This window comes from Desulfallas sp. Bu1-1 (genome assembly GCF_015594625.1).
Lineage (GTDB): Bacteria > Bacillota > Desulfotomaculia > Desulfotomaculales > Desulfallaceae > JADNRQ01.
In genome coordinates this window covers 129673-153197 of sequence record NZ_JADNRQ010000003.1, presented here as the reverse complement: position 1 = coordinate 153197, position 23525 = coordinate 129673, and the positions used below count along the sequence as shown (strand labels likewise).

The following is a 23525-nucleotide window of genomic DNA, read 5'->3' as shown; positions in this document are numbered from 1 at the left end:
TATTTCCCCAACCATATCCGTCCACCATCCCGCACCTCATTCGCAAAAAAAAATACAGGCAACCTCCGGGAGGGACCCGGTTAATTCCAAGTCTTCTTATAGTTATATTTTCGATCATGAAGCTCACCACCGCTAAGTCTAAATATCTTGTTAAATAACCAACGACACTGTCCACAATCCTTCTAATTTCCTGTTTTACTGCATTTTGGAATCAAATTTGCCAATTGGGTGTGATTTCTGTTATATTTACCCCTCAAACACCGGGGTGCTTAAGTATCTCTCGCCGGTGTCGGGCAGGATGGCCAAAACGGTTTTACCCGCGCCCAGTTCCCGGCCCACGGCCACTGCGGCATGCACGGCGGCGCCCCCGGAAATGCCCGTCAGAATACCCTCCTCGCGGGCCAAACGCCTGGTCATGGCAAACGCTTCCTCGTCGTCCACCGCATAGGGTGAATCCACCAGCGACAGGTCCAGGTTTTCGGGCACGAACCCGTCGCCAATGCCCTGGATACCGTGCGGCCCGGGTTTTCCGCCCGAAAGCACCGCAGATTTTTTGGGTTCCACAGCGTAAATCTTTATCCCGGGGTACTTCCCTTTCAACACCCTGGCCACGCCGGTCAAAGTGCCGCCCGTGCCCACCCCCGCCACGAAAGCATGAATTTCGCCGTCTACCTGTTCCAAAATTTCCCTGGCCGTCGTGTGTTCGTGAAAGGCCGGGTTGTCCGGGTTGGAAAACTGGTCCGGCATCCACGCCCCCGGGATCTGTCCCACCAGCTCCCGGGCTTTTTTTACGGCACCGCCGACATCATCCGCGGCTGGGGTCAATACCACCTCCGCCCCGTAAGCCCGGGCCAGTTGCCTTCTTTCCCTGCTCATGGAATCGGGCATCACCACGATAACCCGGTACCCCCGGACCGCTCCCACCATGGCCAGGGCAATACCCTGGTTACCGCTGGTGGGTTCAACAATCACGCTGCCCGGGCGGATTTTCCCCGCTTTTTCGGCAGCCAGAATCATGCCCAGCGCCGCCCTTGCCTTGGCGCTGCCGCTGGGATTGACCATTTCCAGCTTGACCACTATATCCGCGGCACAATCATCCTTTACCCTGTTCAGCCTGACCACCGGAGTGCGGCCCACCAGTTCCAGGATATTATTTTTGATATCGCTCACGGTGTCATACTTCCCCTCATCGTTGTTGACAAATGATTATAACAATCATTACAATTAAAAAAATGGAGGAAATTAATGTGAATGATTTAAACAACAGTCCCGGCCAAAACGAATCTTATCTGGCCATCAGAACGATCATTGAACTTACGCAAGCTTATGACCTTCTCGAGGACGTCATGGGCAGGCATTTTGCCCGTTTCGGCCTCTCCCAGCCAAAGTTCAACGCTTTAATGCAACTGCGCCAGGCGGGCGATCGGGGGCTGGCCCTGTCGGAACTGGGCGAGCGCATGTTGGTAAGCAGGGCCAACATAACCGGCTTAATCGACCGGATGGAAAAGGACAACCTTGTCGTCCGGGAAACCGACCCCCGGGACAGGCGCATTTTCAGGGCCAAGCTTACCCCCAAAGCGCAGAACCTGATTGAAAATATCCTGCCCATTCACGCCGCTTTTACCCGGCAAACCATATCCGGCCTGGATGCCGGGGAAAAGGAGCAGCTGATCAAACTACTGCAAAAGTTGAGAAAAAACCTTGAAAAGATGTGAATTTTAAGGTCATCTTAGTCCGCTGTATCTTTTTGACCGGCGTTTGCCCTTAATTGCAACACCTCGTCCCAGATCCGGTCGCTGAGTTCCAGCTTGTCCATCAGCGGCAGGGATTTAATGCGGCCGTCCGGGAAAATCAATTTGGCAATATTGGTATCGGTGCCGAAGCCGGCACCGGGCTGCATAACGTCATTGGCCACCAGCATATCCAGGTTCTTTTTAACCAGTTTGCGTCGCGCGTTATTAATCAGGTCCTCCGTTTCCGCCGCAAAGCCCACCAACAGCTGGTGCCGTTTATTTTTCCCCAGCTCCAGCAAAATGTCCACGTTTTTTTCCAGTTCCAGCACCAGCCCGTCATCTTCCTTCTTGATCTTTTGCGTTGCCGTCACCCGGGGGCGGTAGTCCGCAACCGCCGCCGCCTTGACCACCACGTCCACCCGGGGGTAAAGTTCCATCACCGCCCGGAACATTTCCGCCGCGGTTTCAACATGCACCAGTTTTACCCCTTCCGGGGGTTCCAGGTTGGTCGGCCCCGAAACAAGGTAAACACCGGCTCCCCTGTTTGCGGCCGCCCGGGCCAGGGCGTAGCCCATTTTACCCGAACTGCGGTTACTGATATACCGTACCGGGTCGATGGGTTCCCGGGTGCCCCCGGCGGTCACCAGCGCCGTAATTCCGGCCAGGTCGCCCTTCGGCGGGTCAAGCACCTGCCCGATTCGCTCCATAATTACCGCCACATCCGCCAGCCGCCCGGGTCCCTCATCCCCGCAGGCCTGGCGTCCCACGGACGGCTCCACGATAATGAATCCCCTCCGGCGCAAGCAACTTAAATTTTCCTGCACGGCCTGGTTCCGGTACATATACGCGTTCATGGCGGGACAGACCAGCACGGGGCAGACCATGGCCAGCACCGTCGTGGTGAGCAGGTCGTCGGCCATACCGCAGGCCAGTTTGGCCAAGATATTGGCGGTGGCGGGGACAATGACAGCCAGGTCCGCCCGGCGGGCCAGTTCAAGATGAGGATAACGCCACCCCGGTGGCGCCTTAAACGTATCCACGTGCACCCGGTTTCCCGATATTGCCTCAAAAGCCAGGGGCCGGATAAATTCCCGGGCCCCGGCGGTCATGATCACATGCACCTCCACCCCGGCCTTCACCAGATTGCTGGCCAGGTCGAGAGCACGGTGGGCGGCAATGCCGCCGGTTACCCCGATTACGATATGCTTGCCCTTAAGCATAAGGCACCCCCGCTATTTAATGCCTTGTTTCGTCCTTTTATACCGTATTTTTCCTTGAACAACTTCCTGCAACGCTGCCGAAACCGGCTTACCAAAATTTTCCGAGCTTTCTTCCGCGGCCTGCTGCAGCGCTATTTCCGTCAGCTGGCGCGCTCTTTTGGCCGCCACAACCACCAGGGTGTAACGGCTGTCAACTTTATCCATCAATTCATCCAGAGAAGGCTTGTGCATGGCCATATCACTATCCCCCCGATCATTAGTATTTATCAGTTCAATATATTACCAGTACTGTTGTAAAAATGAATCAATATCCAGTAATCCGGGACGACACCTTTCCGCGGTGATAATGGCACTAATCTTCCGGACGGCGGCAGTCACCTCGTCATTGACGACCAGGTAGTCATACTTGCCGGCCTGCTTAATCTCCTTTTCCACCCAGTTCAACCTTTGTTCGATAGCTTCGGCGCTTTCCGTTCCCCTGTTTTTGAGGCGGCGTTCAAGCTCGGCACGCGACGGGGGAATTAAAAAAATCAATACGCTGCCCGGAAACATGGTTTTTACCTGCAGCGCGCCTTGAACATCGATTTCCAGAACCACGTCCTTGCCCTGGTTGATAGCCTCTTCCACCGGGCCGCGCGGCGTGCCGTAGTAACAGCCGTATACTTCGGCCCACTCCAGAAACCGGCCACCAGCGATCATCTGTTCAAATTGCACCCGGGTCAAAAAATAGTAATCAACCCCATCCTTTTCTCCGTTCCGCGGCCCCCTGGTCGTTGCTGAAACGGACAGGTGCAGGTCGGGCATTTCCGCCAGCAGGGTGCTGCATATCGTGCCTTTACCGGAACCCGACGGCCCGGAAATGACGATTAAGTTTCCCCTGGTTTTCATATTGACCGGTCCGGTGCTACTCCTCATCATTTCCAGCGGAACCGTCCTTATTTACGAGCCGGTTGGCCACCGTTTCCGGCTGTACTGCAGATAGGATCACGTGGTCGCTGTCGGTAATGATCACCGCCCTGGTACGCCGTCCGTAGGTGGCGTCAACCAGCATGCCCCTGTCCCTGGCCTCGGTAATTATTCTTTTAATTGGCGCTGATTCGGGGCTGACAATGGCGATAATCCTGTTTGCCGACACAATGTTCCCGAAACCAATGTTAACAAGCTTTATATCCATTTCTTGTCCTCCTTGTAATTATTCTATGTTTTGTACCTGCTCCCTTATTTTTTCCAGTTCGCTTTTAACCTCGACCACAGTGCGGTTGATCAATAAATCCGAAGACTTAGAGGCAATGGTATTGATTTCGCGGTTCATTTCCTGCAACAAAAAGTCCAGTTTCCTGCCAACCGGCACATCACTTTCCAGGCACCCCGCCAGTTGGTTCAAGTGGCTCTTCAACCTGACTATTTCCTCCGCAATGTTTGAACGTTCGGCAAACAGCACCACCTCGGCGTCAAGCCGGGCCGGGTCCATGGTTCCGGCGTCGATTAGTTCCCGAACCCGCTGGCGCAGCCGTTCGCGGTACTCGTCCACCACCACCGGGGACCGCTGTTCTATTTCCTCCACGAAAACCGAGATTTGGCCGGCCCGCCGTTTAATGTCTTCGGCCAGTTGCCGCCCCTCTTGAATACGCATCGCCATCAACCCGTCCAGGGCCTGTTCCAGCGCATTTTCCAGGGCCGGCCACCATTGCTCCGCATCTTGCTCGGGTTCTTCCAGGTTAAAAACACCATTTAAGTGCAATAGTTCCGCAATTGTCACTTCGCCGGCCAGTTGCAGCCTCTTCTTAAGTTGCGCCACCGCCTGCAGGTAGGAAAAAGCCAGTTCTTCGTCAACATTAACCACCACCCTGTTGATACCGCAGAACTCCGTTTTAATATAAACATCCACCCTGCCGCGAGCAATTTTCTTTTGAATAAACCGCCTGATGCGGTCTTCCAGTACGTTCATCGACCGGGGCACCCGCAGGACAATTTCACAATAACGGTGATTGACGGATTTGATTTCAATGTTGATTTTAAGCTGGTCGGTGCATGTTTCCCCGCTGCCGAACCCGGTCATGCTTTTGATCAAATACCCCACCACCCACAAAATAGTTATACATTATAGTATTAACTTTGAAAACATAAAAATATATTTTTCTACCCGAAAAATGAAGTTCCTTCAGAATAGGGAATTGGGGTGTTATTCGCTGTAACGTAGAGAAATTCCTTTATATTCAACCAAAACTTTTTAATATAAGAGATTAGTCGTTACAACATAAAAAGCAGGGCCGGTACTGCCCCTGCTTAACGCCAGGATTCCAATTTTTCCAGACAAGACGCAAACTGTTCCATGTACATAGCGGGCTTCACGGGGTTAATCCGACAAAAACGTCTTTCAGGTTTATTTCCAACCCCGATAGAAGCGGTGATATTAACTTTTCTTCTTCATGATATGCGCCAAATAAATACCAGTTATTTTCACCGGGGATAAAGATTTCTACTGTTTTAAGATCGGGATCAATTATCCAGTATTCTTTAACGCCATGGGCAAAGTAGAGTCTGCTTTTTAACACTCTATCATGTTTAGCTGTGGATGCGGAAAGTATTTCAATCACTAAGTCGGGAGCCCCTTCAATGTATTTCTCTTTAATTATGTTAAGTCGTTCTTTGGAAATAAATAAAATATCAGGTTGCGGTTTATCAGTTTTAGTTAAAACAACATCGACCGGTGAGTATAGTACTTCCCCTAAATTATTTTTTAAGACAAACTCAGTGATCAGGTGATTTAATCTTTGGCTTACCCGCTGGTGAACGGTTTTCGGCGCCGGAACCAAGATCAATTCGCCCCCAATTAATTCATAGCGGTTGTCATCATCCAGTTTAAGGTAGTCATCATAGGTGTATAGCTTTTGATTTGTTTCAGCTTGCATGGCTACCCTCCTTTTCGCTTGATCTATGGTTAAATAATACAATAAATCTTTACCAAAAGAAAGATAACCCCGGCCAGGCGGCCGGGAACGGTTGGTCGACGGTTTATTCCAAACTGGTCAACACTTTTTCAATGCGGTCAAGCCCTTCTTTGATATTGTCCATGGAGGTGGCATAAGACAAGCGGAAGCAGGTATCATCGCCAAAAGCCACGCCGGGCACAATGGCGACGTGCATTTTCTCCAGGAGCACCCCCGCCAGGTCGGCGGCACCGTTAATTTTTACCCCGGCGTAGCTCCTGCCCAGCAGGGACTTGATTTCCGGAAAAACGTAAAAGGCTCCGCCCGGGCGGTTGCACTTAACCCCCGGAATGGCGTTCAGCCTTTCCACCATGTAATCCCGCCGCTTGACAAATTCAGCCACCATGCGTTTCAGCGACTCCTGAGTGCCTTCCAGCGCTTCCACACTGGCGGCCTGGGCGATGGACGTGGGGTTGGAAGTGGAGTGGCTCTGCAGGTCCGCCATGGCCTTGGCCACCGGCTGCGGCGCTGCGGCGTAACCGATGCGCCAGCCCGTCATGGCATGGGACTTGGAAACCCCGTTGATCACCACGGTCAGCTCCTTTAAGGCCGGGCTCAGGGAAGCGATACTCACGTGCTCGTTGCCGTCGTAAATCAGTTTTTCGTAGATCTCATCGGAAATAATGACGATGTTGTGTTTTACCAGCACTTCCCCCAGCGCCGCCAGTTCTTCCCTGGTATACACCGCGCCGGTGGGGTTGCTGGGGCTGTTGATGATAATTACCCGGGTATTGGGGGTGATGGCGCTTTGCAGTTCGCCCGGCGTCAACTTGAAATTGTTTTCCAACCGGGTGGGCACGATTACGGGCTTGGCACCGGCAAGCTTGATTTGTTCCAGGTAGCTGACCCAGTACGGGGCGGGCAGAATCACCTCGTCCCCTTCCTGGCACAGCACCTGAAAGGCGTTGTACAGGGAATGTTTGGCGCCGGCGGAAACCACTATCTGCGCAGGCTCGTAATTTAGCCCGTTGTCTTCCGCCAGTTTCTTGACGATGGCCCGGCGCAAGGCGTCTGTGCCCGCCACCGGGGTATACTTGGTCATGCCGTTCCGGATGGCCTTTATCGCGGCCTGCTTAATGTTTTCCGGCGTATCGAAATCGGGTTCGCCAACCCCGAAGTTGATCACTTTGATGCCTTCGGCGATCATTTTTTTGGCCTGGGCGTCAATGCTCAAGGTGGGTGATGGGCTGATATTCCCGGCTCTTTCGGCTAGTCGCATGTTTTTTCCCCCTGTCTTTTAAAACTTCACCGTGCCGATGTTTTTCTTCATCCGTTCCAGCGCTTCCACCAGGCGGTGTTTCTCCACAGTTAGGGCGATGCGGAAAAAGCCCTCGCCGTTCTTGCCGTAACCGGTACCCGGGGTAATCACCACACCGGCCTTGTCCAGAACCAGTTCCGCGAAGGATTCCGAGGTATGCCCGGCGGGCACCGGCGCCCACACGTAGAAGGTGGCCCTGGGTTTTTCCAGCTTCCAGCCCATGTCGTTCAGGGCGTCCACCAGTATATCACGCCGCTCCTGGTAAACCTTTCGCATCTGTTCCACGACATCCTGCGGGCCGGTCAACCCCTTGATGGCGGCGTACTGAACAGCCTGGAACTGGCCGGAGTCGAGATTGGACTTAAGGCGTCCCAGCGCCTCGACGACGCCGGGATGGCCGGCGGCCCAGCCGATGCGCCAGCCCGTCATGTTATATGTTTTGGATACCGAGTGAAATTCGATGCCTACATCTTTGGCGCCCGGAAACTGCAAAAAGCTGGGCGGCATGTACCCGTCGTACGACATTTCGGAGTAAGCGGCGTCGTGGCAAACCAGGATATTATATTCCCGGGCAAAGGAGATCACCTCGTTGAAAAACTCTTCACCCGCAACGGCGCCGGTGGGATTGTTGGGATAGTTGATAAACATCATTTTGGCCCTGCGGGCCACTTCGGTGGGAATGGCGGCCAGATCGGGCAAAAAACCTTTTTCGGGGTACAGGGGCATATAGTAGGGTTCCGCCCCGGCTAAAATGGCGCCGCCCGCGTATACCGGATAGCCCGGATCGGGCACTAGCACGGTATCGCCCTGGTTCAGGTAACACCAGGAGATATGCCCGATGCCTTCCTTGGAACCGATCAGGGACACCACTTCCGTGGCGGGATCCAGTTCCACGCCGAAACGGCTTTGGTACCAACCGGCCACCGCCTTGCGGTAGGCCGGCATGCCCACCGACGAGGGGTACTGGTGGTTGGCCGGGTTTTCGGCCTGCTGCTGCAATTCTTCAATTATATGTTTCGGGGTGGGCTTATCGGGGTCCCCGATGCCCAGGCTGATGATGTCCACCCCCGCCTTGCGTTTCTCTTCAATCAGTTTTTCGATGCGGGCAAACAAATAAGGCGGCAAGTTTTTAATTCTATGCGCTTCTTCAAACTGCAAACCCAAAGCCAAAACCTCCTTGTTCCTACAGGTTTTATTATATTTGAATAATATTACCCGGAAAGCCACCGGATCGCCTGCCACTGTGGTAATTTTTCATTCTTCTGATGGTACCACTTGCGGCATCCGGGTCTAATCTTTAATCACGTAGTCGCCTGTAAAGACTTCCTCGGCGGGGCCGGTCATATAAACATGGCCATTGCCGGCCCACTCGATATCCAGAGCGCCGGCGTACAGGTGCACCCGCACCTTTCTGCCGGTATGGCCGTTCAGCGCGGCGGCCACCGCCGTAGCGCACGCCCCGGTGCCGCAGGCCATGGTCGGGCCGGCGCCCCGCTCCCACACCCGCATGCGCACCTCATCCTTGCTCAACACCTGCACAAATTCCACGTTGGTCTTGCGGGGGAACGCCGGGTGTGTTTCGATGCGCGGGCCGAGAACATCAAGCGGTATTTCCGCCACACCGGGGACAAAAACGACGCAGTGCGGGTTGCCCATGGAAACCGCCGTCACGTAAAAAACGTCGTCGCCCACTAGCAGCGGCTCGTTGATCACCCGGCCCGCAGGGCCATGCATCGGAATTTGCTCCCGTTCCAATCGCGGCGCCCCCATGTCCACCCGGACGGCCCTGACCACCCCGCTCTCCAGCACCAGTTCGGGTACCATGATGCCGGCGCCCGTTTCCACCTCCAGCACGGTCTTTTTCACCAGCCCGCGCTCGTAGGCATATTTGGCCACGCACCGGATGGCATTGCCGCACATTTCCGCCTCGCTGCCGTCGGAATTAAATATTTGCATGGCAATGTCCGCCTTGTTACTGGATTTGATCAACACCAGGCCGTCCGCGCCGACGCCGAAGTGACGATCGCAGACCTTTACGGCCAGCCCGGCGAGGTTGCCCGGCAAATCCCTTTCCTCATCCGCGTTGACCAGGACAAAATCGTTTCCCAGCCCGTGTACTTTGGTAAAACGCAAAACCTGTATTCCTCCCCGACAATTTTCTCCCATATATTCTATACCATACTTCCCTTCCAGTCTAATCTTTCCTTCCTCAAAGTTTTAATGTATACAGGATATTTAGGTTGCGTCTTTGTTTTGAATTTTTTTGAATGCAGATGAAAACTCCCGGGTAAAATACGGTTAAATTTATAAAGAAGGGGGATATTGATGGCTGCAGAACTGGGAGCGCATGAGGTAATGCAATTGCATGAGGTTTTAACGGATACCATTGATGGAATTAATCAGTTTCAACTGTACCGGCCCCATGTTACAGACCCTCAACTGCGCACAATATTGGACAACCAAATCGGCTTTATGACTCAAGAGTACAATAATATGGTTCAGACTGTTACCCAGCATAGCAGGGGCGAAGCGGTTCCTTACCGAAGGGCGAAAAATGTGTCTCCGGCATATGGATTAAAAAATCCTTCGCCAAATGCTCCCAATATTTCACCCGATGAAATGGACGACAGGGACGTTGCCAGCGGCATGTTGGGGTGCCATAAAGCATCCGCCACGCTCAGAATGATTGCTTCGCTTGAATTCGCGGATCCCACTTTAAGACGGATGCTTCAACAAGGGGCAATTAACTGCAGCGAGCAGGCATTTGAGGTCTGGAACTACATGAACCAAAAGGGGTTTTACCAGGTGCCCACAATGAAACAAATGACTACCAGTACAATGGTAAATAGTTTTACTACGGCACAAATGCCGCAATTTAGTTAAACTGTTTAAGCAACAAAGGGTAAAATCAATATTACAAACAAAGAGCGCGGCCCATCGGGCTGCGCTTAATTTGTTGACAAACCCCCGTTGTTGAAGCTGTCGCGCGTATCCTCCGACCGGATTACATAACGGTGATTCTGGTCATCATACCTCCCGGAAACTGGTCTTTGTTCACCAGGTGATGATATTCTCTGTCATATAAGCAGTATTCGCCCGGAGTAGTAGGGGTCAATATTATATCGATTCTTTGCCCCGAGCCCAGGGTAACGCCCGTTTTCTCGTAAGTGGCATCTAATGACCGGGTTTTTAGGGGGAAACTGTCTTCGGCAACTATTCGCCCTGCGAAACCGCCCAGGTAAAACGTATGATTCTGGAACCCGGCGTTTATTATCCTTAATAACACCCGTTGTCCCACCCTGCAGTTTATTTGGGAACCGTAGGGCTGGCTGGAAATATTATCTCCCCTAATCGTATCCGGATAGGAACGACCGTTGATCACCCAGTAATCAGGTTTAAATTTAAGCATATCGTAATAAACATTCGGGAGAACGTCATTATGCATAATACTGTCGATTTCACTCAAAACCAGTATTTTTTCCACATCATAACCTGAATTCGTGCCGGCACCATAAGCAGTCATATAGTTGGGGTGGCCCGGGATATTAAAACCCTGCGGCCGTACTACTATAACCCCGTAAAGCCCCATCTGAACTTGTTTTTCAGGGTTGGTGCCGCTCTCATACAAGTATATACCGGGCTTTGTGGCCGTGAAACTGTATTCAACTATAATATCTTGTTTTTCATCCAGATAGTTAGTGAGCGATATCATTTTCCCCGAACGATACTGGGGTTGGACAGGTTCATATATAAAAGGTCCCCAGGGAATTTTTCTCACCATAACATTTTCCTGTCCCGGAAAAATTATTGAAAGCGGTTCTCCTATAGATGTTATGAAATTACGCATCAGCCAGATGATTAGTTGGTCTCCAACTGTTGCCTGTATCAAAGGACCGGGATTTTGGGGTTTGCCGAGAAAAACGTCGCCAAAGCCCCAAAATGGGATGCTCTTGTCCGGCAGGGATAATGACCCGACGGCCGCCTGGAGAATCCGTCCTACTATTGCCACGCCATACACTCCTTTCGAAAGCAGTTGCTAAAGCAATCCAACATCGGGGGAAAGTGACGGGTATATTGCTACCATAGTCATCATTCCGCCGGGAAATTCACCCCAGTTGGTGATCTGTAGTTCTTCGTGGGAGTGCAGCATAAAGTAATACTCACCGAACTCATTATACGAAACCACCCCTACCGGTATATCCCCTTTGACTCCGAGATAGGGGCTCCCGCTCCACATCGTCCACCCGGCATCGCCGACACCCATGTTCCGTAAGTTGGGCAAAGTTGTGGGGATGGGATTTTGGGGGGTATAGCCCAAACCATGCCACTGGTAGATTTGGTCACAGGTCCGGCCTGCTCCGACCAGCACGGTAAACCGTTTATAAGAGAGATCGATGCTTCCGTTTCTGAGCAGACGCCCGTCCACTGCCACAACCCTGGTGTGGGCGCCGTGCGGGTGCAAGGGGTGATTCTCAATCCCGGCTCCGACGTACCGCATCAGGATTTTCTCTCCGGGTAGCCCCATCACCATAGAACCGTATGGCTGGTGAGGAAGATAATCCACACGATCCATCAACATGGTGTCGGGTGCGCAGCGCCCGTTCAATGTCCAGTAGCGGGGCAGGTATTTACTGACAAGATATGGTTTACCATTTTCAACCGCCCGGTGCAGGTATGGGTCAATTTCCCCTGTTATCAGCAGGTATTCCCGGTCAAATTCCGTATTCGTTCCGGCACCATAAGCAGTTTTGTATTCTTTGATCTCGGGTTTGAAATCGGCGGGCCGTATCACCAGCCCCCCGTATAACCCCATGGGAACCTGCTTGTGCGGGTTGGTGGCGCTTTCATAAATAAAGGTTCCGGGGTTGGTGGGTGTGAAATTATACGACATCATGCCTCCGGGTTCGGCATGATTAACAAAGGACAAAAGCTTTCCGTCACTATACTGGGGCCGTACAGGCTGCCCCCCCGCAGTAACTCCCGGTTGACCGGGGAAAGTAATGGAAACCGGTTCGGACAATGTATTGTATAAGTTAACGGTAACTGTTTCACCCTGCTTTGCAATAATATAAGGTCCCGGTAGCTGAGCAGGGTCGGATTCACTTTTAGCAAAACCCCAAAAATAGATGCTGTTGCCATCAGGGGTACTTAAATAACCGTCTTTAGCCCAAAGGTTTATCACAGGCATTTTACTCTCTCCTTTTGGCTTGTACCCAAGTGTCCGGCCGCCGGCAGTTGTTCACTTGTTACACATATTAAAGATATCAAGGTTTGGATAAAACCCTTATTTCCGTAACCATGCCGCCGAATGCCGTCCCGGCAATGGTATTTTTATTATGATTGCGGTTGTAAAGGGGATATATTCCCGCACGCGGGGCGGTAAAGATGGCGTCTACCGTTTGACCCGCCGCAATATAGATTACGTCCCTCCCATAGCTGATGTCTTCACCGTTGTAGCCACGCAGCAGCCGGGCATCCAACCCCACGACCTTTAAAGGTATCCCCAGTACCTGAATGCAGTGCTGCTGAAACCCGATATTCACAAACCGCAGCAACACCTTTTCCCCTTCGTAAGCCTCAATAAGGGCTGAAAATGGCTGCTGGGGGAGAGACGGGTCATTTGCGGGTTTCACCGTGTCGGGATAGCTTCGCCCGCTAATCAACCAGTACTGCGGTCGATATTCCGTCCAGTCAAACGCCTGAACGCTGGCCACCAGGTGATGGGGTTTGGGATCCAGTTCTGTTAGGAAAATAAGAGCTTCCAGGTCAAACGCGGTATTTTCGTCGTTGTAAGCAAACTTTCGGCCCAGGTCTTTTTCTAATTGGGGGTGCACCGTCAAAGGACCGACCATGCCCATCTGAATGTGCTCCACGGGTTCGAAGTGGCAGTGATAGATATAAGTGCCCGGATCCAGCGGCTTATAATAGTAGGTAAAATCCCTGCCCACCGGTACGGAAAGGGAAGTCTCGGGAACACCGTCCCAGAGGGGAATTTGATTGGGGAAACCGTGCCAGTGGATGGTATGGGTGTCGTCCAAGTCCGGCCTGCCGGGAAAACCCAGGTTGGTCAGGGTTAAGTAAACCTCATCACCTTCATACACTTCCAGCAAAGGGGCCAGCAAGGTAGCTTTGCCCCGGTACTGGAAAATCTGATTTTCAGGCACACCGGTAATATCAACAAAACCAAATATATAGTGGCTGGTGCCGTCAGGCATGTTTACCCACCCGTCTGTTGCACCGAAACGCTTTTTTACTGTAGCCATCTTAAATGCTCCTTTCAAACGCCCCAATGTCGTAGCCCGCGCCCTGCGGTCTGGTATTTCCGTCAAAGTCTGTTTTTGGAGCCTGAAATGTTTCCTCTCCCCTGGTGACTTCACCAGTACCCCGGTCTATCACCGTAGTGGAACCACCGGTAAGGTGATAATCACCAGTTAGTTCTGGAACAACAGTCACTATCTTGACCGACTTGAAATCAGGTTCCATATTAAAGGCTACGGCTGTTACTTCGGTATCATATACACTCGCAAACACCGGGTCCCCGTAGACATTGTTGCCACCCCCGTCATAATGGTGTGACAGGCTGCAGTATTCAGGATTTAACAGTGCGGGTGTGCCAAACACCTCTAAATCCATCACGTTAACGGGCTGCGGGTCACCGGCAGCCCCAATACCGCTGATACCGCCCCTGCCCCCGTTAAGAGCCTGGTTAAAAGTGCCCGCTCTATTATCCCAGAAAATATTATTAAACAGGACCGGGTCACTGTAATTGGGCGAGCCCGGGCGAACATCATCGAGGTAAGCCTGGAAGGCCGCGCTGTGGCGTTCGCTTACCAGCCCGGCGGCATGGGGCAGGCCGTCACTATCCTCCGCCGTAGCAGTGGTAATGTTCTTGGCAATGGTATTGTTGGCTATTACGACGTTGGAGGCGTCATCAAGGGCGATGCCGCCGCCCAGGTCGGTGGATACATTGTTGACAATAACATTGTTATAAATATTGATCCGGTAATTCAAGGGTTGCAACAGCCGGACGCCCCCGCCGTCGTCGTTGGCGAGATTGGCCTGGATAAGATTATTGTAAATATCGACCTCCCCTGACCCGGCAGTCAGCGTTTCCGGTGGAACAGGCTGTTCTCCACCCACAAATATGCCGGCACCCTCGTCGAACGAAGCGTTGAACAGAATGCGGTTATGGTGGATTTTACCACCGGGGCTATATCCATAGTGAGAAATACCCCCGCCGTACTCAGCCGAATAATTGCCGCAAATATCGTTATATGCAATCTCATAGTTGTCGGCGCCGTTGAAGATGCCGATGCCTCCGGCCAAGCTGATACCACCGTTGTTGAGTATTCGATTGTGGTGGATCCGGATATTATCGTTGTAATTATCCCCCACATAGGCCTTGCCGATGGTAATCCCGCCGCCGAAACCACCACCGTTGCTTTGAATGATGTTATTACTAACGACCAAATGGGCACAGTGCGCATTAATGTATATGCCACCGCCTTCTTCGCCCCTGGCGCCGGTGATCTTAAAACCGTCCACCTGGGGTTTGAACGTGTCACTAAAAGCCCCCGCTTTGGCAACCACCGTTAAAACCTGTCCCCGGCTGATCTCTTTTACCTGGTCGGGCGGTACCAGTGCCGGCCCGTCAAAGTCAATACCAGCCAATTTATTAAGCCACTGGTTGGCATAGGAAAGGAAGAAACGTCCGTCGATAACGGACCCCGCGACCGCTGAGCCGTCAGGCCTTACGCCGCCCGGCCCCTGACCCTGAAGTTTGATATTTTTATACAGGATGGGGCTTTCGTAATAAGTTTCAGCCGGCACAACAACAATTGTCCCGTCGGGTTCATTGTCGATGGCATCCTGAATGGTAGTGTAGTCTGCGCCACCTTCTTTCCCCACTACCACAATATTGGGCCAGTACGCGCCTTCCCGGAGTATGTGGAAGGTAATTCCCACCGGGCTTGTTTTACCTGAGGCACTTGTTACCAACAACTGTACCGGACCCGGACCGGCAGCACTAAAACCGTGCGGCACAAGGGCCTGGATCCTCTGATCAGTCCATTCCAGGATGTCGATCTCTTGCCCGGCCAGTGTGACCTTGCCCTGCGGTTCACCAAATCCCGCGCCGGTAATACTAACCGCCCGGTTCTCGTCAACGGGGTGCATCACATCCGCATGAACGCGGCTTACCCTGAATATTTGAGGTGTGCCCGCCGGGATATTACATTGAGGAGGTTGTGCGAATTGTGCTCCCGGTGTCCCGACAAAAGCCGTTATCGGAAATAAAGCCACATCGGCGTATGTCGTTTTCCCGGGCCAGACGTCGAAGACCAGCTTTAAAGTCTGGTAATTGGGATTATAGTGTGCGTTAGGTTGATCCGGGTCTCCCGGATCATTGCCGATGACCTGGTACATTCCCGGCACCACCCCCGAGGGGATGGGTACGTTGCGGGTATAGGTGGAGGGCAGCAAAACTTCAAAAATACCGTTAATATCCGAGTGCACCGTGGTGATCAACCTGCCGGTAAAGTCTCGGATGCCCACCGGGGTATTGAGGATACCCCTTTTTTCACCGAAGTAGATAAAATTGGGATCGGTTTCCAGGTTAACATCGTCCAGCAAAAACCCCACGATGCGGCCGGGAACGGGGACGTCGGTATACAGGAAGAAGTCCGCTGTAGCATTCATGCCTTCTACAACATTGACCACTTTTTTATGGATATCAAAATCCGGTGGTATAGTGGGGAGATATGGAGGAGGGGGCATGCGATAAAGAGAAATGTTAACAAATTCGTCCCCCTGGTCCGTGTTGGTAGAGCCATCTATGTCCAACGCTTTGTATCCCGCGGGCGGCACCACTTCCACGATATACGTGCCGGAAGGAAGCGGTTTTTCCACCGCGCCGGGATGCCCGTAGTGGGGATCCCAGTAAGTTTCAAAGGCATAACCGCCGTCAAAAACGCCAGGCCTGATCTGGTTTGAAATGTTGGGAACCTCAGTACAATTTTCATCGGGATTGCCGTCCGGGTCCATACAGCCCGTGGGATGTTCCCAGGCTTCAGTAGTAACGGTGTTGATAAGGTCCCCCTGGACCACCTTACCTTCCACGTCTGTTACCGCCGCATAAAGGTTAATGGTTACACCGGGAATCCCGGGCTCGTATTGTTCAGCCACCGCAAACCTAGGGTCAGTCTCGTTGCGCATGGTGGCATAATAAACTATGCCGGAAATGCCGCCGTTAAATCCCCTGTCATACAGTCTTTTGCCCCAGTCTATCCGGTTGGTTTTGGCCGCCCACGTGAGCGCGGCAAGAGTCAATGCGCCGGGATGGGTCTCGGAGCACCTGACGTAATTGCCGCGGGCGTCCCGGCACAGAGCAGCAGGGTTGGCAGGATTAGGCACCGGAGTGCCATAGTCCGGAGTAGCCGTGGCCCCTGTGCAGGCAAAACGGGTGAAGCCCACTTCGGCCACTGCGAAACGCTCAAGCTCAAAGACCTCTTTCAGTTCGTAATTACCATGCATGTCTGTTATGGTGCTGTACTGGATACTGCCGTCCTTAAAGCGGGTGTTTACCTCGACATTGGGGATGCCGCTCTCTCCGGGGTCACGCACACCGTTACCGTCTAGGTCGTTAAATACAGTGCCCTTGATTTTGCCATACCATCTTGGAATACCAATATCGCCCAAATCGACGGTTTCACCCGGGCCCACCTGCACGGTGCGGAAGGAGATAATGTAATCCAGCGGTTCGTCCCAAATGGCCATCTGGTAAAGTCCCGGCGGCACTTTTTCAATAGTAAAGTTACCGTTACTGTCGCCACGCCCGGTATAAACCTGCTGGTCATTGGCTCCGATGTCACTGAGCGCTATCCAGGGGCGATCTACCGGGTCCCCCAGGGTCAGCGGCTTGAAAGGCGGAATAAACTCAATGATGGTGCGCACCCTGCCTGTAATTGTCCCGGTTTCCCAAGGACACGGCGGGCCAAATTCCATGGGTCTGACGAACCCGAACCATACCAGGGGCATCTTGAAGCCCTCCCGGGGGCTGTAACCGTCGTTACCTTCCTCGATCCAGGCATCTATGGTATGGGTTCCTTCAATAGTAGTCGTTTGAATCCAATCCGTGCCGTCCGGCGGGATAGCCTGCACTCCGTATTTACCGGGGGGAAGATTATCAATCAGCGCGTCCCCGTTTTCATCAGTAAGTATTTTTCCTCCGGTCCCCGGGATGGGGACGGGATTACCGGAGTCCAGAATCAAGTTGCCGAATTCATCCCGTTCATACTCCGTGCCCAGCGGGTTACCGAAGTAGTCCACCGTTACCTCGCCAACCGCGTCCTCAATTATGATCCTGAAGCCCTCCAGCCCGCTCTCCAGCGGGACATCGTCCTCGCCGTTAACCGGGTTGTTGTCGTGAAATACGTGCACCCTTATTTTGGACAGCGGCAGAGGATTTGAGTGCAGTTCAACTTCCAATATTTTATCAGTGCCGTCCATTGTCACCCAATTGCCGCCCATCTTGTAGCGGGGGGCCAGTACTGAAACCAGGTATTTGCCGTTAGGAAGCGACACTACCGGCTTTGAGGTGTCCGAAGCTTCTCCCGTGGCAACTACCGGGCTGTGACTGGCAGCGGGCTTTAATGAAGGAAACAAACTCGGGTCCCGTTCTTCCTCAGGTAGTTCGACTTGGGGATCTCCTACGTTATTTTCGTTAACTATAAATCTAAACGACGGAATGGGCTCCCCGGTAATAACATCTTTGGCCACAACAGTAAGGTTTGCGTTATTTCTTGTGCTATTAAAAGTAAAAGCAGGCTCATTAGTTAGATTATTTTTCATTTAGCAACCTCCTCGAGCCCGATTAAAGAAAATAAATTTATACTAGTTTATGAAGCTTGTTTGTATTTATTCATTTTTGATGCACAAACGTTACGATTTATCCACGCCAATCAAGGCGCCCTCCAAAACCTTGGTTATACGTCGCAGGAATTGTCCCAACTTACCCCCCTGGACATAAAACCAGAAATTTCCACCAAGCAATTTAATGCCCTTGTCAAACCACTCCTTACCGGGACAAAACCCCATGTAGTTTTTGAAACCGTCCATCAACGCATGGAAGCGGGCAATCCACCCGGAAGACCGGGAGCGGGTTATCGCCGAATGGATATTGATGTGATAAGAACGCGCAGGATTAATGGCAACCCTGCGCATTCTTTTTGTAATCTGCAATCAATAGCCATACCGGGGTCCGTAACCGGGCCTGTAATAACCCGGTACTTACACCTTCAGGTAAGTAACCCTTTCCTTCACGCGGACGCCCAGCCCGGCCAGCAGCAGGCCGGCAATTGACGGCAACGCAGCCGCGCCGAGGACCACTACCCAGTGCCCGAGGCCAAGCGGCACGGTGTGGAATACCGGGCGCAGGAACGGGACATAGGTAACCGCCACCTGTAAACAAGCTGAAAGCAGCACCGCCCCGACCAGGTGCGGGTTGGAAAACAGGCCCAGTTCCCGGATGGTTGCATGTTCGGACCGGCAGGAGAATACATAAAACAACTGCTGGAACACCAGGGTGTTGAAGGCCATGGTGCGGGAAAGCTCCATGCTGTGCCCGCCCGCCAGGGTCAGCCCGAACACCGCCACGGTCAAAAGCGCGATCACCGTGCCGCTGCTCAAGATCCGCCAGCCCAGGCCGTGCGAGAAAATGCTTTCCTGCGGGTCCCTGGGGGGACGGCGCATGATGTCCCTGTCGATGGGATCGACCCCCAGCGCCATGGCCGGTAAACCATCGGTGACCAGGTTCATCCACAGGATCTGGATGGGCAATAGCGGCAGCGGCAGCCCGCCCAGCACGGCCAGGAACATCACCATTACTTCCCCCACGTTACAGGACAGCAAGTAACGGATAAATTTGCGTATATTTTCGTAAATGCCCCGGCCCTCCTCAATTGCCGCCACAATGGTGCTGAAATTGTCGTCCGCCAGCACCATGGCCGAAGCCTCCCGGGTCACGTCGGTTCCTGCTATCCCCATGGCGATGCCGATGTCGGCCTCTTTAATCGCCGGTGCGTCGTTGACGCCGTCGCCGGTCATGGCCACCACGTGCCCGTTTTGTTTTAGCGCCCTGACGATGCGCAGCTTATGCCGCGGCGACACCCGGGCGTAAACGCGGACATCCCCGGCCACGCGGGCCAGTTCGTCGTCGCTCATGCGTTCCAGTTCCTCGCCGGTGAGCGCCCGGCCGTCCCGGCCGGCAATACCCATTTCCCAGGCCACCGCCCGGGCGGTCAACTGGTGATCGCCGGTAATCATCGCCACCCGGATGCCGGCGCGCCGGCAGGTGTGCACCGCGCTCACCGCGGCGGGCCTGGGCGAGTCGAGCATGCCGGCCAGGCCCACGAACACCAGGTTGCGTTCAACTTCCCCCGGGTCAACCCGGTCAAGGTCAATGCCGTGCGGCAATTCCCGGTAGGCAAAGCCCAGCACGCGCAACGCGCCCTCCGCCATGGAGGAATTGGCGTCCAAGATGGCGACGCGAGTATGGTTGTCCAGCGCCACCGGGCGCCCGTCCCTCAAATAGTGGGTGCACAGCCCCAGCACCACGTCGGGCGCACCCTTCACCAGGGCTTCCATTTTCCCGGAGCCGGCTTCGTAAATAACCGTCATCCGCTTGCGTTCCGAATCGAAGGGAAGTTCCTTCAAGCGCCGGTCCTTTTTCTCCAACCGTTCCCGCCAGAAGCCGGCCTTGGCCGCCATCACCAGCAGCGCGCCCTCGGTGGGATCGCCGTTAACCTGCCAGGAGACGTCTTTTTTCTCCCCCGGTCTTCTGAACAGGCCGCCGATGGAGAGATTGTTTCTGGCCAGAACGGCATTGTTGCACAAGGCGGCAATGCGCATCAGTTTGGTGAAATCAGCTCCGTTTATGATCCTTTCATCCCCCAGGAATTTTCCCTTGGGGTCGTACCCTTCTCCCGTTACCTCCAATTCCGCGCCGGCTACATGCACCCGGCGCACCGTCATCTCGTTCTGGGTCAGGGTTCCCGTTTTATCCGAGCAGATGAACGTGGCGCAGCCCAGTGTTTCCACAGCGGGCAGCCGCCTGATGATGGCGTTTCTCCTGATCATCCTCTGCACGCCGATGGCCAGGGCGACCGTCACGATGGCCGGCAACCCCTCGGGTATGGCCGCCACCGCCAGGCTGACGCCGGTAAGAAACATCTGGTAACCGGGTTCCCCGCGCAGGATGCCAACCACAACCACCACGGCGCACACGGCCAGGCAGAAAGCCACCAGCCCTTTGCCCAGCTGGGCCAACCTGCGCTGCAGCGGCGTGGGCTCCTGCTCGGCCTCCCTGATCATGCCGGCAATCTGTCCCATTTCAGTGGCCATGCCGGTGGCCACCACGATGCCCTGACCCCGCCCCCTGGTCAATACCGTGCCCATAAACAGCATGTTGCCGGCGTCGGCCGGCCCCACTTCCCGGTCCAGCGGGCGGGTGTGTTTGCGCACCGGGGTGGATTCCCCGGTCAGGGTGGCTTCCACCGCTTCCAGGTCCACCGTTTGAACCAGGCGGATATCCGCCGGAACCCTGTCCCCCGCCTCAAGCAAAACAATATCCCCGGGAACCAGCTCGGCGGCTGGAATTTTTCTCTCCAGCCGGTCCCGCACCACCCTGGCCTCGGGGGCGGTCAGTTCACGCAACGCCTCCATGGAGCGCTCGGCCCGGTATTCCTGCACCACTCCCAGCACGGCGTTGAGCAAAACAATGATGGAAATGGTGACGGCGTCGGACCATTCCCCCAAAAAACCGCTGATGGCGGTGGCCGCCAGCAGCACCAGCACCATGAAGTCCTTGAACTGGTTCAAGAACATCTGCCACATCGCTATATCCGGTCCTCGCTCCAGCATGTTCGGGCCGACCCGTTCCAGCCGGGCCCGGGCTTCCCGTTCCCCCAGCCCCCTGGCCGGGTCTACCTGCAGGCGTTCGGCCGTTTGTTCCGCGCTCAACGTTTGCCATATTCCAGGCATGTCCCTTCACCCCTCGAAGTTAATTACCTCATTACCAAAAACATATTCAAGGGACCAAGAAAAAATTACCATTATTTTGGACATGCAGGACATCACCTTCGGCTGCAAGCATTTTTTGTACTATTGATTTCGCTGCAAAAACCGTTACTTGTATCTGGCGCTCCGGCGGTATCAAGCGTTCGTTTCGCAATTTTACCCTTGAGGGGACCGCATCCAGTGCTCCACTCACTCCAGAAATCCGCCGGATCGCCTGCCGCCGTGGTGTTTTTGCAGTAAATCACTATTAAATTGTTTTCGGAAAAGAGTAAACTGTTTGACCCCCGCTTGATGCCGGTGATATACTGAATGGGGTAAATTGGTTGGACACCCGTGCAGTAAGCAGCACCATATAATATTTTTTAGGAATTGCCGGAGGAAAATATCATGCCTTTTGACGGCCTTTTTTTATATGCAGTGTGCCGGGAGTTGAATCAAAAGCTGCGGCAGGGGCGCATCGAAAAAATCTACCAGCCGGAACGGGAGGAAATTATCCTCGTCATCAGCCGGCCAGGTCAAAAATACCGGTTGCTGTTAAGCGCCAATGCCGAAAACGCCAGGGTGCACCTGACGGGGGAAACCCGGGCCAACCCGACCACGCCGCCGGTGTTTTGCATGCTGCTGCGCAAACACCTGGAAGGCGCGAAAATAAGTGAATTTTACCAGCCGGGCCTGGACAGGATTCTGGATATCCGGGTTGACGGCCGGGACGAACTGGGCCGCCCGGCGGTTAAATCGCTCATTTGTGAAATCATGGGGCGTCACAGCAACATTATCCTGGTGTCCCACCCGGACGACCTGATTCTGGACGGCATCCGGCGCTATTCCCACGCCGTCAGCCGCCACCGGGAGGTGCTCCCCGGCCGGCCCTATCTTCCACCGCCCGCATCCAACAAAGTCAACCCGTTCTCGCTGGAGGAAGAACAATTCCGGGAGCTGATCCTGGCCGGCAACCTGGACGACAGCCTGGCCGCCGTGATGCAGAAAGCCCTGGACGGGCTTGGCATCCCCACCTGCCGGGAAATAATCAAGCTGGCGGGATTGGAACAAGATATCCTTTTAAACCATTGCGGCGAGCATGAGCTGCGCACCCTCTGGCAATCACTGCAATCAATCCTCGCCGCCGCCCGGGAAAGCGGCCCGAGGGCCACCCTGGTTTGGCAACCCGGTGGAGAACCCGTGGATTTTTACCCCATGACGGTGACGCCCGGCGAGGATCTAAAATATATTGAGGGCGGGGCCAACGAAATCGCGGACCTGTTTTTTTCCCAAAAGCGGGCCCGGGAAGAATTCCGGAAACAAAAAAACCTGCTGCGGGGCTGGATCAACAAAGAGCAAAAGCGCCTGGGCAAAAAACTGGCCCTGCAGCGGGAAAGCATGGCCGGCGCCCAAAAGGGCGATTTGTACCGGCTCTACGGAGAGCTGCTCACCGCCAACCTCTACCGCCTGGAGCGGGGCATGCGTGAAATCGAACTGGTCAACTATCACGACCCGGAAGGCAAAACCATAACCATTCCGCTGTCCCCGGAACTTTCCGGTGCGGAAAACGCCCAGTCTTACTTTAAAAAATATAACAAAGCCAGAAACACCGCCAAAGCGGCCGGTCAAATGGCCCGGCTTACCCAAGAAGAATTGGAATACCTGGAAAGTGTGGCCGCATCGCTGGAAATGGCCGAAAATATGCAAGACCTGGAAGAAATCAAGCGGGAACTGGTCAACCAGGGTTACATTAAAGAAAGCGCCCCCCGGACCGGCAAAAAGCGGGAAAAGGACGCCGGACCGCAATCCAGGCCGCTGCGGTACATTTCCAGCGACGGGTTCGCCGTGCTGGTGGGCAAAAACAACCGGCAAAACGACACCCTGACTTTAAAAACGGCCGAAGATCACGATATCTGGCTGCATGCCTGTAAAATTCCCGGCTCACACGTAATCATCCGCACCGAAGGCCGCGAAGTCCCCGAAAGAACACTTTTGGAAGCAGCCGCCCTGGCGGCCTATTTCAGCAGGGCCCGGGAATCAGGCAAGGTGCCCGTGGATTACACCCTCCGCAAGTACGTAAAAAAACCGGGTGGCGCCAAACCGGGTTTTGTGATTTACGAAAAACAAAAAACCGTTTACGTCGATCCGCGGCCCGACGCCATGCGGGCAGCATCCCAGGATATACCGAAATAGAAAGACATGCCGGCGGTGCAATACTATAGCCACTGCCGGCATGTTTATTTTTTACACGTAATTTATAAACTCATCCCAC

At 53.9% G+C, this 23525-nt stretch carries 19 protein-coding genes; 3 read left to right on the top strand and 16 right to left on the bottom strand.

All coding sequences use genetic code 11. The features are described from left to right. Nucleotides 1–246 precede the first annotated feature (246 nt). Nucleotides 247–1170 (bottom strand): cysteine synthase A, encoded by a 924-nt coding sequence (gene cysK, locus IT084_RS04920; RefSeq protein WP_195711688.1) that lies wholly within the window; start codon nucleotides 1168–1170, stop codon nucleotides 247–249. Between the two features lie 77 nt (nucleotides 1171–1247). Between cysK and IT084_RS04915 the strand changes: the two genes are divergently transcribed. Next, a complete protein-coding gene (locus IT084_RS04915; RefSeq protein WP_313885422.1) occupies nucleotides 1248–1715 on the top strand; it encodes a MarR family transcriptional regulator in 468 nt (155 codons plus the stop codon). Nucleotides 1716–1729: 14 nt separating this feature from the next. Here IT084_RS04915 and coaBC read toward each other — a convergent pair whose 3' ends face one another. The 9 genes from coaBC to dapF all read right to left on the bottom strand — a co-directional run bounded on the left by coaBC (nucleotide 1730) and on the right by dapF (nucleotide 9334). Continuing rightward, nucleotides 1730–2953, bottom strand: coding sequence for a bifunctional phosphopantothenoylcysteine decarboxylase/phosphopantothenate--cysteine ligase CoaBC (gene coaBC / locus IT084_RS04910; protein ID WP_195711686.1), 1224 nt, complete (start codon nucleotides 2951–2953; stop codon nucleotides 1730–1732). A 12-nt stretch (nucleotides 2954–2965) separates the two neighbouring features. Then, nucleotides 2966–3184, bottom strand: coding sequence for a DNA-directed RNA polymerase subunit omega (gene rpoZ / locus IT084_RS04905; RefSeq protein ID WP_195711855.1), 219 nt, complete (start codon nucleotides 3182–3184; stop codon nucleotides 2966–2968). Nucleotides 3185–3232: 48 nt separating this feature from the next. Next, nucleotides 3233–3871: a guanylate kinase gene (gmk, locus tag IT084_RS04900; protein WP_313885421.1), complete on the bottom strand. Its 639-nt coding sequence runs from the start codon at nucleotides 3869–3871 to the stop codon at nucleotides 3233–3235. Then, complete coding sequence (gene remA, locus IT084_RS04895) at nucleotides 3858–4127, bottom strand: extracellular matrix/biofilm regulator RemA (RefSeq protein ID WP_195711685.1); 270 nt, start codon at nucleotides 4125–4127, stop codon at nucleotides 3858–3860. The genes gmk and remA overlap by 14 nt, the downstream gene beginning before the upstream one ends. Before the next feature lie 18 nt (nucleotides 4128–4145). Continuing rightward, nucleotides 4146–5033, bottom strand: coding sequence for a YicC/YloC family endoribonuclease (locus IT084_RS04890; RefSeq protein WP_313885420.1), 888 nt, complete (start codon nucleotides 5031–5033; stop codon nucleotides 4146–4148). 268 nt (nucleotides 5034–5301) lie between these two features. After that, complete coding sequence (locus IT084_RS04885; protein ID WP_195711683.1) at nucleotides 5302–5865, bottom strand: Uma2 family endonuclease; 564 nt, start codon at nucleotides 5863–5865, stop codon at nucleotides 5302–5304. 103 nt (nucleotides 5866–5968) lie between these two features. Further along, nucleotides 5969–7162, bottom strand: a complete 1194-nt coding sequence (locus tag IT084_RS04880) for a pyridoxal phosphate-dependent aminotransferase (RefSeq protein ID WP_195711682.1) — start codon at nucleotides 7160–7162, stop codon at nucleotides 5969–5971. A gap of 18 nt (nucleotides 7163–7180) precedes the next feature. Beyond that, complete coding sequence (locus IT084_RS04875; RefSeq protein WP_195711853.1) at nucleotides 7181–8359, bottom strand: LL-diaminopimelate aminotransferase; 1179 nt, start codon at nucleotides 8357–8359, stop codon at nucleotides 7181–7183. 132 nt (nucleotides 8360–8491) lie between these two features. Next, nucleotides 8492–9334: a diaminopimelate epimerase gene (gene dapF, locus IT084_RS04870; RefSeq protein ID WP_243276762.1), complete on the bottom strand. Its 843-nt coding sequence runs from the start codon at nucleotides 9332–9334 to the stop codon at nucleotides 8492–8494. A 192-nt stretch (nucleotides 9335–9526) separates the two neighbouring features. Between dapF and IT084_RS04865 the strand changes: the two genes are divergently transcribed. Continuing rightward, complete coding sequence (locus tag IT084_RS04865) at nucleotides 9527–10084, top strand: spore coat protein (RefSeq protein ID WP_195711680.1); 558 nt, start codon at nucleotides 9527–9529, stop codon at nucleotides 10082–10084. A 121-nt stretch (nucleotides 10085–10205) separates the two neighbouring features. Here IT084_RS04865 and IT084_RS04860 read toward each other — a convergent pair whose 3' ends face one another. The 6 genes from IT084_RS04860 to IT084_RS04835 all read right to left on the bottom strand — a co-directional run bounded on the left by IT084_RS04860 (nucleotide 10206) and on the right by IT084_RS04835 (nucleotide 21238). Continuing rightward, nucleotides 10206–11210 carry a ferroxidase gene (locus IT084_RS04860; protein WP_195711678.1) on the bottom strand — a complete coding sequence of 335 codons (1005 nt, stop codon included), beginning with the start codon at nucleotides 11208–11210 and terminating at the stop codon, nucleotides 10206–10208. 27 nt (nucleotides 11211–11237) lie between these two features. Beyond that, nucleotides 11238–12389: a multicopper oxidase domain-containing protein gene (locus IT084_RS04855; RefSeq protein ID WP_195711676.1), complete on the bottom strand. Its 1152-nt coding sequence runs from the start codon at nucleotides 12387–12389 to the stop codon at nucleotides 11238–11240. Nucleotides 12390–12465: 76 nt separating this feature from the next. Continuing rightward, a complete protein-coding gene (locus tag IT084_RS04850) occupies nucleotides 12466–13464 on the bottom strand; it encodes a multicopper oxidase domain-containing protein (protein ID WP_195711674.1) in 999 nt (332 codons plus the stop codon). Nucleotide 13465: 1 nt separating this feature from the next. Then, nucleotides 13466–18049, bottom strand: coding sequence for an SdrD B-like domain-containing protein (locus IT084_RS04845; RefSeq protein WP_195711670.1), 4584 nt, complete (start codon nucleotides 18047–18049; stop codon nucleotides 13466–13468). Between the two features lie 90 nt (nucleotides 18050–18139). Then, nucleotides 18140–18421 carry a hypothetical protein gene (locus IT084_RS04840; protein ID WP_195711668.1) on the bottom strand — a complete coding sequence of 94 codons (282 nt, stop codon included), beginning with the start codon at nucleotides 18419–18421 and terminating at the stop codon, nucleotides 18140–18142. A 66-nt stretch (nucleotides 18422–18487) separates the two neighbouring features. Next, on the bottom strand, nucleotides 18488–21238 hold the full coding sequence (locus IT084_RS04835) for a calcium-translocating P-type ATPase, SERCA-type (RefSeq protein WP_195711666.1): 2751 nt from the start codon (nucleotides 21236–21238) through the stop codon (nucleotides 18488–18490). A gap of 423 nt (nucleotides 21239–21661) precedes the next feature. Between IT084_RS04835 and IT084_RS04830 the strand changes: the two genes are divergently transcribed. Next, the gene (locus IT084_RS04830; RefSeq protein WP_195711664.1) at nucleotides 21662–23446 is read left to right on the top strand and encodes an NFACT family protein; all 1785 of its coding nucleotides are present in this window, start codon (nucleotides 21662–21664) and stop codon (nucleotides 23444–23446) included. The last annotated feature ends 79 nt before the right edge of the window (nucleotides 23447–23525 follow it).